Source organism: Ruminiclostridium hungatei (assembly GCF_002051585.1).
Lineage (GTDB): Bacteria > Bacillota > Clostridia > Acetivibrionales > DSM-1351 > Ruminiclostridium > Ruminiclostridium hungatei.
This window is the reverse complement of the sequence record NZ_MZGX01000037.1, coordinates 19,852-31,418: the sequence shown is the minus strand read 5'-3', so window position 1 is coordinate 31,418 and position 11,567 is coordinate 19,852. Positions and strand designations below refer to the sequence as shown.

9 protein-coding genes and 1 other annotated feature are annotated in these 11,567 nt (G+C 42.2%); of the genes, 7 read left to right on the top strand and 2 right to left on the bottom strand.

From position 1 onward, the window contains the following. Positions 1-449: 449 nt before the first annotated feature. From CLHUN_RS20635 to CLHUN_RS20610, 6 genes are all read left to right on the top strand, one after another. On the top strand, positions 450-1,625 hold the full coding sequence (locus CLHUN_RS20635; RefSeq protein ID WP_080066581.1) for a sensor histidine kinase: 1,176 nt from the start codon (positions 450-452) through the stop codon (positions 1,623-1,625). Then, positions 1,622-2,272, top strand: a complete 651-nt coding sequence (locus CLHUN_RS20630; RefSeq protein WP_080066580.1) for a response regulator — start codon at positions 1,622-1,624, stop codon at positions 2,270-2,272. The genes CLHUN_RS20635 and CLHUN_RS20630 overlap by 4 nt, the downstream gene beginning before the upstream one ends. A gap of 93 nt (positions 2,273-2,365) precedes the next feature. Next, positions 2,366-2,585: a binding site (T-box leader), on the top strand. 73 nt (positions 2,586-2,658) lie between these two features. Then, positions 2,659-4,323, top strand: a complete 1,665-nt coding sequence (locus CLHUN_RS20625; protein WP_080066579.1) for an AMP-binding protein — start codon at positions 2,659-2,661, stop codon at positions 4,321-4,323. A gap of 189 nt (positions 4,324-4,512) precedes the next feature. After that, complete coding sequence (locus CLHUN_RS20620) at positions 4,513-5,841, top strand: homocysteine S-methyltransferase family protein (RefSeq protein ID WP_080066578.1); 1,329 nt, start codon at positions 4,513-4,515, stop codon at positions 5,839-5,841. Continuing rightward, positions 5,831-7,393 carry a rhomboid family protein gene (locus CLHUN_RS20615; RefSeq protein ID WP_080066577.1) on the top strand — a complete coding sequence of 521 codons (1,563 nt, stop codon included), beginning with the start codon at positions 5,831-5,833 and terminating at the stop codon, positions 7,391-7,393. Before CLHUN_RS20620 ends, CLHUN_RS20615 begins: the two co-directional genes overlap by 11 nt. Before the next feature lie 227 nt (positions 7,394-7,620). Next, positions 7,621-8,361, top strand: coding sequence for a hypothetical protein (locus tag CLHUN_RS20610; RefSeq protein WP_080066576.1), 741 nt, complete (start codon positions 7,621-7,623; stop codon positions 8,359-8,361). A 178-nt stretch (positions 8,362-8,539) separates the two neighbouring features. Here CLHUN_RS20610 and pdxT read toward each other — a convergent pair whose 3' ends face one another. Both pdxT and pdxS read right to left on the bottom strand, forming a co-directional pair. After that, the gene (pdxT, locus tag CLHUN_RS20605; RefSeq protein ID WP_080066575.1) at positions 8,540-9,109 is read right to left on the bottom strand and encodes a pyridoxal 5'-phosphate synthase glutaminase subunit PdxT; all 570 of its coding nucleotides are present in this window, start codon (positions 9,107-9,109) and stop codon (positions 8,540-8,542) included. A gap of 1 nt (position 9,110) precedes the next feature. Further along, the gene (gene pdxS, locus CLHUN_RS20600) at positions 9,111-9,989 is read right to left on the bottom strand and encodes a pyridoxal 5'-phosphate synthase lyase subunit PdxS (protein ID WP_080066574.1); all 879 of its coding nucleotides are present in this window, start codon (positions 9,987-9,989) and stop codon (positions 9,111-9,113) included. A gap of 143 nt (positions 9,990-10,132) precedes the next feature. Between pdxS and pdxR the strand changes: the two genes are divergently transcribed. Continuing rightward, positions 10,133-11,545: a MocR-like pyridoxine biosynthesis transcription factor PdxR gene (gene pdxR, locus CLHUN_RS20595; protein ID WP_080066573.1), complete on the top strand. Its 1,413-nt coding sequence runs from the start codon at positions 10,133-10,135 to the stop codon at positions 11,543-11,545. Positions 11,546-11,567 lie beyond the last annotated feature (22 nt).

Here is an 11,567-nt window from a genome sequence, read left to right as displayed (position 1 = left end):
CAACTGTGATTTCTCTTGCCCTTTGATATATTTCATATTAAGCACCACCTGCACTCAAACTTGATACAATAAATTATATCATAGCGGCTTTTAAAGGTGCTGGTGTGGTTACTTTTCGGACAGTCTGACCAGAAGACTTCTACATTGTGGAAGTCTTTTTTTGTATGTTAAATTATCCTTTTAAATGTAATTTTTAAAAATATTTTAAAAAAGTATTTAGTTAAAGGCTGGTAATTACGATTAAAATATTGTAACATGTTCTGTGGAGAAAAATGTAATTAAGTTATCAATTTTAGTCATTTTCAACAAAAATAAAAGCCACTATTGTAGCCGCGGGATATATTGGTTAAAATAATCCTATATAGTTTTTAGAATGTTTTGCCAAATATGAGATTAAAATAAAATATTCTTTATAAACCGACAATATCATATGGGAAACAGGTGGAAAAATGCCGAATTACAAGCATAATGCAGTTCAGATGGATGAGATAATTAATAAGACAATTAAGGCTCTTGATTCGGGGAAAAAAGAAATCATTGAAATTGCAGAAAATTCGCGTAAGGAATGCTCAAGACTTCAGGAAGAGCTTGCCACGTTGAAAATGCAGGTGGCAGAGAGTCTGAACGAAATTGAAAATCTGGAACATGGTTTAAAGGTCAGTAAAAAAAGGTTATATGATGTCAATCAAAATTTTCAAAGGCATAGCCAGGATGATCTGGCGAAGGCTTACCAATCGGCAGATGATTTGCGAGTAAAGCTTGCTGTCAGGCGGGAGCAGGAAAGTTATCTGATCAAAAGAAGAAACGATCTTGAAATAAGAATAAGGGATTCCATGAAAACGCTTGAGAGAGCGGATAATCTTATAGGACATGTTGGAATAGCTCTTGAGTATCTTAGCAGTGATTTAAAGGGTGTAGGTGAACAGTTAAGCAATCTGCAGCAAAAACAGTTCCTTGGACTTCGAATAATTGAGGCCCAGGAGGATGAGCGCAAGCGGGTTGCACGTGAGATACACGACGGACCTGCACAATCCATGTCAAATGCTGTAATTAAAGCCGAAATATGTGAAAAAATGATGGATATAAACATGACGGAGGCAAAGATCGAGTTGCAGAATCTGAGAAAGGTTATGAGAGACAGCCTGCAGGAGGTCCGCAGAATAATTTACAACCTCAGGCCCATGGCTCTGGATGATCTTGGTTTGCTTCCGACTTTGGAAAGATATGTGGTTTCCTTTAAGGAGACTACGGGAATTAATGTGACTTTCAAATACCGGGGAATTGATGAAACCACAAAGCCTGTAATAGCTCTTACGGTTTTCAGGATAGTTCAGGAAGCCTTGAATAATGTGTTGAAACACTCAAATTCAAAAACTGCAGGTGTAATACTTGAAAAGGTGGACGATAAGCTTAATATTATTATTTTTGATAATGGTGTGGGTTTTAATCCCAAATCTATTAAGATGACAAACTCAGACTTGTCGGGAGGCTTCGGCCTTTTTAGCATGAAAGAGAGAGTGGCCCTGCTTGAAGGGGAATTAAGCATAACATCTGAAGAAAAAAAAGGAACAAGATTGAATATACAAATACCACTCATAAATGAAGGGGAGGCTCTCGGAAAATGAACAAGATTAAAGTATTGATAGCGGATGATCACGCCATGGTAAGGCAGGGGTTGAAAACAATTCTTGAGTTGGAGGACGATATCTGTGTTGTAGCAGAAGCTTCAAATGGAAATGAGGCTGTTGAAATGGCAAAAGCTTTAAAGCCCGATGTTTTGCTTATGGATATCAATATGCCCGTATTAAGCGGATTGCAGGCCATAAAGATTTTAAAGGAAAGCAGTGAAAGATACAAAATAATAGTTTTGACGCTGCATCAGGACAGGGAATATCTGTTTAAAACCTTGCAAATGGGATGTGAAGGTTATGTTCTCAAGGATGCAGAATCGTCAGTGCTGATAGATGCAATCAGAAGTGTTTATGGGGATCAAACCTTTATTCAGCCCAATATGACTAATGAACTGGTAAGAGAATTCCAGAGAGTCACTCTTTATGAAAATGACAAATCCCTGTCAAATAACCTGACCTCAAGAGAAATAGAAGTTTTGAAATTGATTGCTGAGGGCATGATAAATAAGGAAATAGCAAAGAACCTGTACATAAGTGAAAAAACCGTTAAGAATCACATTTCAAATATTTTTAAGAAGCTGGACGTCAATGACCGGACTCAGGCAGCTATTTATGCCTTTAAGCACAACATCAAGGTGTAGGGTGCAGCATACAGCTTAAATTATGCTAAAGCCAGAAATAAATGTATTGACATTAATACAATTTGCATAGTATTATATTAATAATTTCGAATAAAAAATGCTGAGAACGGGAACAGTAAACAGTTATGAAATCCCAAGAGAGCTATCGTCGGGTGAAAGATAGCGATTTCGGAGAGTTGAAGCTCGCCCTGGAGCATTCCGGCTGACTGATCAGGCCGGAACGGTTTTCACCGTTATATGATTAAAGAGAATTCAACATTTGTTATGTTGGGTTAAATTGAGTGGTACCGCGGAATAGCTTTTCGTCTCATGTGTGGAGATGAAAAGCTTTTTATTTTATGTGTTTTTCTTTTATATTAGATATTTATCATATTGGAGGTGCTTATATGGAAAAATTAATAGAAATAACGGTGGGTGGATTGCTTGAACAAATGGCAGGCAGATACCCCGAACATGAATGTGTCCTGTATACCGACCGCCCTTTCAGGAAAACATATTCCGAGTTTAATTCCATATGTAACAGTGTTGCAAAGAGCTTTATGAAAATGGGAATAAAAAAGGGTGACCATGTTGCAATGTGGGCCACTAATGTACCTGAATGGCTTATTACTCTTTTTGCCACAGCTAAAATCGGTGCTGTACTGGTTACCGTAAATACGAATTACAAGATTTTTGAGCTGGAGTACCTGCTTACACAGTCGGATAGCAGTACTTTGGTTTTGATTGACGGTTTTAAGGATTCAAACTATGTCCAGATACTCAATGAGCTATGTCCTGAGCTTAAAGACAGCAAGCCGGGAGAATTCAAGAGTGAAAAGCTGCCGTTCCTGAAAAATGTAATCAGTATCAGTGAGAATAAATATCCCGGAATGTTCAGTTGGTCGGAACTTATGGATATGGGCAGGGAGGTTCCGGATGAGGAGCTGTTTGCCATAAGCAGCACCCTGGACTGCCATGATGTGATAAATATGCAGTATACTTCGGGAACCACCGGCTTCCCCAAGGGAGTTATGCTGACCCACTACAACATTGTTAACAATGGAAAATGCATAGGTGACTGCATGCACCTTACATATGAAGACAGTATATGCATACCTGTTCCGTTTTTCCACTGCTTTGGGCTTGTGCTTGCCATAATGGCATGCGTCACCCACGGGACAACAATGGTTCCGCTGGAATACTATCAGCCTTTGAAGGTAATGCAGACCATACAGAATGAAAAATGTACTGCCGTATACGGTGTCCCTACGATGTTCATTGCAATCCTTGAGCATCCTGAATTCAACAACTTTGACTATTCCTCCCTCAGAACCGGAATCATGTCAGGTTCACCATGTCCTGTCAAGGTCATGGAGGTGGTTGTTGACAAGATGAATATGAAAGATATAACCATACCATACGGACAAACCGAGGCTTCACCAGTTTGCACCCAGACCAGAATAGGAGACAGTCTGGAACGGAGAGTGGCGACTGTGGGGCGTGCGCTTCCGTTTATAGAGTGCAAGATAGTTGATCCTGAAACAGGAAAGGACTTGCCTGACGGAGTACCCGGCGAGTTTGTGACAAGGGGCTATAACGTCATGAAGGGCTACTACAAAATGCCTGAGGCAACTGCTCAGGCCATAGACAGTGAAGGCTGGCTGCACACGGGAGATCTTGCGGTCAGAGACGAACACGGTTATTTTAAAATTACCGGAAGAATAAAGGACATGATTATCAGGGGAGGAGAAAACATATATCCAAAGGAGATTGAGGAATTTCTCTATACCTTGCCCGAGGTCAAGGATGTCCAGGTAATAGGCGTTCCCTCCAAGGCATACGGTGAGGAGATAATGGCCTGTGTAATACTTAAGGAGGGTTGCTCATTGACGGAAGAGGATGTTAAAAATACAGTGAAATCTCATATGGCAAGGCATAAGACTCCAAAATATGTAGCTTTTGTGGACAGCTTCCCAATGACGGCCAGCGGAAAAATACAAAAATATAAAATGCGTGAGGAAGCCGTTGCAAAGCTGGGACTTCAGGATGATGCCAATATTGAGACAGCTTAGCAAAGACCGTTCATACCGACTTGCGAAAAAGCGGCTTCAAGCCCTGCAGCTTCATATTTTAGCTGCCTTATCCTTTACATTAATCAAATACACTATTATAATTTAAATAAGCCTGAAATTGCCAGTTTAAAAACTGGCAATTTTCTTAGGCGTATTTAAATATATCCATGTAGACAGAATGGAGGACTTATGTCTTTTTTAGATGATATAAAGCAGAAGGTTTTAATATTCGACGGTTCCATGGGAAGGATGCTGCACGAAAATGGACTGGGTGCGGGAATATGCCCCGAAGAGTGGAATCTCTCCCAAGCCGAGATCGTAAAGCAGATTTATAAGGGCTACAGGGATGCGGGCTCAGATGTGATTCAAACCAATACGTTCCAGGCCAACGGCCTCAAGCTTGCAGAATATGGACTCAAGGACCGTCTTTATGATATTAATTTTCAGTCTGCCAGGCTGGCCAGAGAAGCGGCAGGGAATCAATGCTACGTAGCAGCTTCCATCGGCCCGCTGGGAAAACTGTTGGAGCCCTTTGGCCAGTTGACCTTTGAAAGTGCATATCAGACGTTTAAAGAACAAATTGTGGCGGTTGCCGATGGAGGGGCCCACATAATCAGTTTTGAAACCTTTACAGATGTAAGCGAACTGAGAATTGCGCTGCTTGCTGCCAAGGAGAACTGCAATCTTCCGGTCATATGCTCCGTTTCCTATGAACAGAATGGAAGAACCCTTATGGGAACTGAACCTGATATATGTGCAATCATATTGTATTCAATGGGTGCAGACTTAATCGGTACAAACTGCTCCTTCGGTCCCGATTACATGCTGAAGATTGCTCGGGAATACGGCAAAACGGGACTTCCCTTCAGCATAAAACCCAATGCCGGACTGCCTGAGATTATTGATGGCAAGCAGGTATTCAAGGAAACTCCGGAGGGATTTGTAAAGCTGCTGCCGGAGTTTTTAAAGCATGGTGCCCGGCTCCTTGGAGGTTGCTGCGGGACCACTCCGGAATATATTGTGGAGGTTGTACGGGTGGTAGGTGACACTCCTGCTCAAGACATTAAGGCTATTCATATGAATCCGGATGTTGACTATATTACATCCGCTTCATATAAGACAGCCTTTGAAGAAATAAGCACCGCTAGATTGGGCAGGATAGACATAAATGCGGATTCCGCCCTGAGAGCTGCTTTATTATCCGGAGACCTGGGCGCTGTAACTGATGCGGCCATGGAGCTTTTGGATGAAGACTGCCGTATAGTGCTGATAAATGCAGATATGGGGGCGGGGGCTGAAAACGATGACACCATGCTTCTGGCCAAGGTTGTAAAGGAAGCCCAGACCTATCTGAAACAGCCGTTTATACTGAAATCGGACAACCTTGATGTGCTTGACGCCGCCCTTAGGGTTTATAAAGGTCGGGGGGGCTACATTACTGTGTCTGAGGATGCAGAAAAGTTGTTGAAAAAATATGGAGCTGTTGATTGCGGAGGCATGCTGCCTGATGAAAAATAAATTTATTACAGCACTTGCCGGATATCTTATAGAGAAGGAATATTTCAATCTCATCCTGCCTGAGTCTGAGAAACTGGATTTTAGCAATGGTACGGCAAGTCTTATTAAGGATTTTCACGGTACCACGGTATTGGTTGAAATTATTGATGGAGATATGCTGGACAGCCGGGGGCTTGAGCTCTCCATGGAGCACGGGGCCCGGGTGATTAAAAATATGAATGGCTCCAATGCCACTTTGTTCAAGCTTTTTTTGTTTGAAAACCAGCCTGATGAACAAAAACTGGATATCATCAAAAGCAGCCAGATTGATCTGCCTGCTGACAAAAGGTTTTTGAAGGCGCTTTCTATTGACATCTCAGGAGGAACTATCAGCAAGCACTATAGTGTGCCGGCTTTTGATGCCAAAATTGTCAGAAATGTCAGGCGCTTTTTTGCAAAAAAGCTTGACAGGAGCGGAGCAACTGCTGAAGATATTGAAAAACTCATTGAACTGAGGAAAAAGGATTTTGACATACAATTAAAGGCTTCCAAGCCCTTTTTAACTTATGCTCTGATTGCTGCAAATATTCTTGTGTGGCTTGTAATACGGATAATTTCCTTTTACAATGGCGAGGAATACGGAAACCTGCTTGAGCCGTTCGGAGCTAAAATAAATGCGTTGATACTTGAAGGTCAATTTTGGAGGTTTTTAACTCCGGTTTTTCTGCATGCCGATGAGATTCATCTTGCGTTAAACAGCTATTCGCTGTTTATAATCGGCACCCAGGTTGAAAAATTGTACGGGCGCCGCCGCTTTATGTTGATTTATGTGGTATCAGGCATTCTTGGCAATATTGCCAGCTTCGCCTTTTCAATAAATGCTTCGGTTGGTGCCTCCGGGGCTATATTTGGACTGTTTGGAGCAATGCTCTATTTTGTAATCAAACGCCCGTCTCTGTTGAAAAGCGGGTTTGGTGCAAATCTGATTACTGCGGTGGTGGTAAATCTGGCATATGGTATTTTGAACAAGCAGATAGATAATAATGCCCATATGGGCGGTTTTATCGGAGGCATACTGGTTACAGGCGCTGTATATCCTGCCGGGAATGAAACCTCAAGGGATAAAATCGTGAAGGCTGTTTCGGTAATTATGGCTGTAATTATTTCCGCAGCCGGGTTGGCATATGGCTTTAATAACAGTAACAACAAGATAGTGCCATTGCTTGCCGAATTTCAGACTCTGGAGGTACAAGGCCAATGGGCCGGTGTGGAAAAACTGGGTGAGGAAATAGTAAACCTTGAACCTGCTGACAATAATATAAAAACCTTTGTACTGTTTGGGCTTGCAAAGGCGGAAATAAACCAGCATAAATATGAAGAAGCCATAAAACATGCAGAAACGCTGGCTGGGGTGAGTCCGGCAGACGGACACTTTTTACAGGGCTTCATATATTACTACACAGACCGGTATGATAAAGCCAGGGAGCATCTGGAAAAGGCAAAAGAGCTGGAATCCCCAAATACAGAGACAATTGATCAAATGCTTTCCAATATTCAAGGCAGCGGAAAATAAGTTTAACATTATTTCCCAAAAATTGGACATATAAAATATTAAAATTATTCTTTAAAATGCAAGTTTGGACTGGGTTTGACAAACACAACCAAAAAATGCATTTTTTTTTATTTCCCAAAATATAGAAAATAGTAAAAAATATAATATAATGTTGCTGGAAGCTTGTACGGATTTTTTACATCCCTTTGGGCAAAAACACAAATAGTATAATAAATAGGAGGTTTTTTATGAAAAGAATTATTAGCGGAATATTGATAATATTCCTGTTGGCCTCTGGAATTCCGTGTTTTGCACAAGAAGTTGATTCAAAAGTCATTCTGCCCATCCCATATGAGCCCACCACCACATTGTTCAGCTTTGCCTCGGATTCCAACCACAATGGACCAACCTTTAAAGGCTACGCAGGCACCACTACAATTGCCGGCGGAGCGGAAGTAGATCTGTTGATTGACACAAATAATGACAATTATGGAGGATTGATTACAATCCTGTCAAACTTCAATTTAAAAGGCGAAGGGTATGACTATAATGTGTTCAATATCGGGTCTCAGTACCTTCATGTATGGAAGTTTTATTCTGAAATGAATTTTACACAGGCAGGTGCACTGACAAGTGCAAATGCCAGTAAAGACATTCTGGGAATAGGCTTCAAGGAAGGCGTATTGACCAGTTGGTCTCCAAGTCCATATACTCTTGGCGAAACAATGACTCTTCAATGCTCTCAAAGCGCAGACCCAAGTATTTATATGAATGCATACCCACTCTTGAACGGAATTGGAATTCCCAGCTATTATCTCAGCGGTTCAAAGGATGTTGCATTTACTTTTACCAATGTCCGGTCTTTGGAACCTAATGGAAATGCTAACAACCTTGTAAATCTCAGCAAGGGAATTTTCAAGGATAACTGGAAAGCCGAAGGCAGTTTCTCGGCATCTGCTGCTGCAGAAAAAATGATAATCCTGGATTGATATCCAATACATACCTGCAATTTAAGTATTAAAAGGTAAAGCTTCCTGCTCCAAAGGATGTAAACAAAAGAGCATCAAGTCACACTATATAAACTTATCATTGTTTAAATTAAAACTACAATAATTGATGTAGACAAATAAAAAAATTGCTTCTTGATTTTAAGAAGCAATTTTTTTATCATATCATATCAGCAAAGTATTTATGAAAACTCAGATCCCCGGTCAATTCCGGATGAAAGGAGGTTGCCAGCATGTTTTTCTGGCGGCAGGCCACAATATGGCCATCCAGGCTCAACAGAACTTCCACCTGTGGGGAAATGTCCACCACATAGGGGGCTCGGATGAAAACAAGCGGAACTTTTTGCGCTGAAACCGCGGGGATGTCAACAGTGGTTTTAAAACTGTCAAGCTGCCTTCCATAGCCGTTTCTCATTACCTCTATATCCATTACCTCAAGATGCCTGCGCTCATCGTTTGAAATGTTCCTGGCCAGCAGGATCATTCCTGCGCAGGTTCCCCATACAGGCATTCCGTTTTCTATACGTGCCTTAAGAGGAACGGTCAGGTCGAAGTCGGACAGCAGCCTGCCAATAGCCGTACTTTCGCCTCCGGGAATAATAAGTCCGTCTATGTTTTCAACATCAGCCTTATATTTAACCATACAGGCTTCTATTTCTCCTATTTGTCTCAGCATGTCCAGATGCTCCTGCACAGCTCCCTGCAAGCCAAGAACTCCGATTCTTTTCATACTACCAGCCCCTTGATGCATACAGGCTGTTTCCCGACAGCTCTCTTACATCAATTGAATCCATTGCAGTACCAAGCTCCTCTGAAACTTCCGCTATGATGGAGGCATCGTCAAAGTAGGTGGTGGCCTTCACTATTGCCCGCGCTCTCTTTTCAGGGTCTGAGGATTTGAATATGCCGGAGCCTACGAAGACACCGTCACAGCCAAGCTGCATCATAAGAGCGGCATCCGAAGGGGTGGCAATTCCTCCGGCAGCAAAGTTGATAACCGGAAGCCTGCCGTTCTCATGAATATAGAGCACCAGATCATAGGGGGCTCCAAATTCTTTGGCAATTGTCATAAGCTCCTGCCTGGAGGCGCTTTGAACCTTTCGTATTTCACCGGTAACCGTTCTCATATGCCTTACGGCTTCAACTACATTGCCTGTACCGGCTTCGCCCTTGGTTCTGATCATGGAAGCACCTTCCCCAATTCTTCTCAGAGCTTCCCCAAGATTTTTGGCGCCGCAGACAAAGGGAACCTTAAAGGTATGCTTATCAATGTGAAAATCTTCATCTGCAGGAGTGAGGACTTCACTTTCATCTATGTAGTCAATGGAAAGGGATTCCAGAACCTGTGCTTCAACAAAATGGCCAATACGCACTTTAGCCATAACGGGGATGGAAACGGCGCTTTGAATTTCCTTGATCATTTTGGGGTCGGACATCCTGGCAACGCCTCCCATTTTTCTGATGTCCGAGGGAACCCTTTCAAGGGCCATGACGGCAACAGCACCTGCTTTTTGAGCAATTTCGGCCTCCTTTGCATTTACTACGTCCATTATGACTCCGCCTTTGAGCATCTGAGCCAGATTTTTGTTTAATTCATATCTTTCAGTCATGCCATATTCTCCTTTACATTTGCCATGTTGTTTAATATACTAAATTGTATCGTAACAATTTGAGTTTATTATGTATAAATTTTGAATATTCTTACATATTTTAATTCACAAGTCAATATACTAAACAATTTATTGGAGGGAAAATGAATATTGTGTCGATACAATTTCAAGATGACAAGCAGCCGAAGTATTTGCAGCTTTTTGAGCATATCAAGCAGTCAATCACAGCCGGTGAGTTAAAACCGGGAGAAAAGCTGCCTACGGTAAGAAGCCTGTCCCAGGCTTTGGATATAAACAGCATAACGGTTTTAAACGCTTACAAGCAGCTTGAAAATAACAAGTATGTTACGGCAAAAAAAGGAAGCGGCTATTATGTATCCAACATGAAGGGTCAGAAGGAAAGCATACTCTCCTCCGGTGAGCTGGGAATGACTACCGGTAAGGATGTAATAAACTTTGCCAGTGCTGCACCCCACCCCTCGATTTTTCCTACCGAATCCTTCAAGGAATGCATAAACGAGGTATTGGAGAGAGACAGGGGTTTTGCCTTCGGCTATCAGGAAAGCAGCGGCTTTAAACCTTTAAGGAGCTCCATTCTGGGATACATTGGCGAAAAGTATGGAATTAAAGCCGGCAATGAGGAAAACGTTCTGATAGTTTCAGGAGCACAGCAGGGAATAGATCTTATAGGAAAGGTGTTATTAAATCCCGGTGATTACGTAATAATGGAAAATCCCACTTATGATGGGGCGGCGGCGGTGTTCAAGTCAAGAGGAGCCAGGGTGGTGGGTGTTTCCGTTGAGGAGGACGGCGCCGATATAACTGAGCTTGAAAAGAAAATACGCATATGCAGGCCCAAGTTGATTTATTTGATGACCAGCTATCAAAATCCCACAACGGTGAGTTATAGTGCTGAGAAGCTCGAACAGGTGCTTGTGCTGGCAAAAAAATACGAGGTATGTATAGTTGAGGATGATTCAATGTCTGAACTGAATTTCGGAAACCGACATCCGATCACCCTGAAGAGACTTGATATTGACAACTCTTATGTAATCTATCTGAAAAGCTTTTCCAAGATACTGATGCCGGGCTTAAGGGCGGGCTGTATGATAATCCCGGGCCAGTTGACAAAGGAATTCACGAAAATCAAGCACAACAGTGATCTGGCATCCTCCGGCCTTATTCAAAGGGCTCTGGATATGTACTTCAGAACAGGAAAATGGGAGGAGCACCTTCAATATATGAAGGAAATATACAGGGGTAAATATGAATTCATGCTTACTCAACTGGAGCGCATGGAGAAATATGGAGTAAAGTACGAAAAGCCCGGCGGCGGGCTGTATTTTTGGATTACCCTGCCCAAGGGCCTATCCGCAATGGAAATGTATCATGAATGCAGGGAAGAGGGATTGGTGCTTATACCCTCCGGAGTTTTTTTTGAATTGGACCATAAGAACAAGGACAGAAGCCTCCGGCTGAGCTTTGCGTCCTCGAATATAGAAGAAATACGGCACGGTATGGATATATTGGAAAAGTGCCTTGACAGAAGGGTTTGAGGCTGTCGGCCGGTTTTTAGTA

What these genes read in the sequence shown, in the direction of transcription:
- CLHUN_RS20635 (WP_080066581.1), top strand. Translation starts at nt 450, where the DNA reads ATGCCGAATTACAAGCATAATGCAGTTCAGATGGATGAGATAATTAAT.
- CLHUN_RS20630 (WP_080066580.1), top strand. Translation starts at nt 1,622, where the DNA reads ATGAACAAGATTAAAGTATTGATAGCGGATGATCACGCCATGGTAAGG.
- CLHUN_RS20625 (WP_080066579.1), top strand. Translation starts at nt 2,659, where the DNA reads ATGGAAAAATTAATAGAAATAACGGTGGGTGGATTGCTTGAACAAATG.
- CLHUN_RS20620 (WP_080066578.1), top strand. Translation starts at nt 4,513, where the DNA reads ATGTCTTTTTTAGATGATATAAAGCAGAAGGTTTTAATATTCGACGGT.
- CLHUN_RS20615 (WP_080066577.1), top strand. Translation starts at nt 5,831, where the DNA reads ATGAAAAATAAATTTATTACAGCACTTGCCGGATATCTTATAGAGAAG.
- CLHUN_RS20610 (WP_080066576.1), top strand. Translation starts at nt 7,621, where the DNA reads ATGAAAAGAATTATTAGCGGAATATTGATAATATTCCTGTTGGCCTCT.
- pdxT (WP_080066575.1), bottom strand. Translation starts at nt 9,109, where the DNA reads ATGAAAAGAATCGGAGTTCTTGGCTTGCAGGGAGCTGTGCAGGAGCAT.
- pdxS (WP_080066574.1), bottom strand. Translation starts at nt 9,989, where the DNA reads ATGACTGAAAGATATGAATTAAACAAAAATCTGGCTCAGATGCTCAAA.
- pdxR (WP_080066573.1), top strand. Translation starts at nt 10,133, where the DNA reads ATGAATATTGTGTCGATACAATTTCAAGATGACAAGCAGCCGAAGTAT.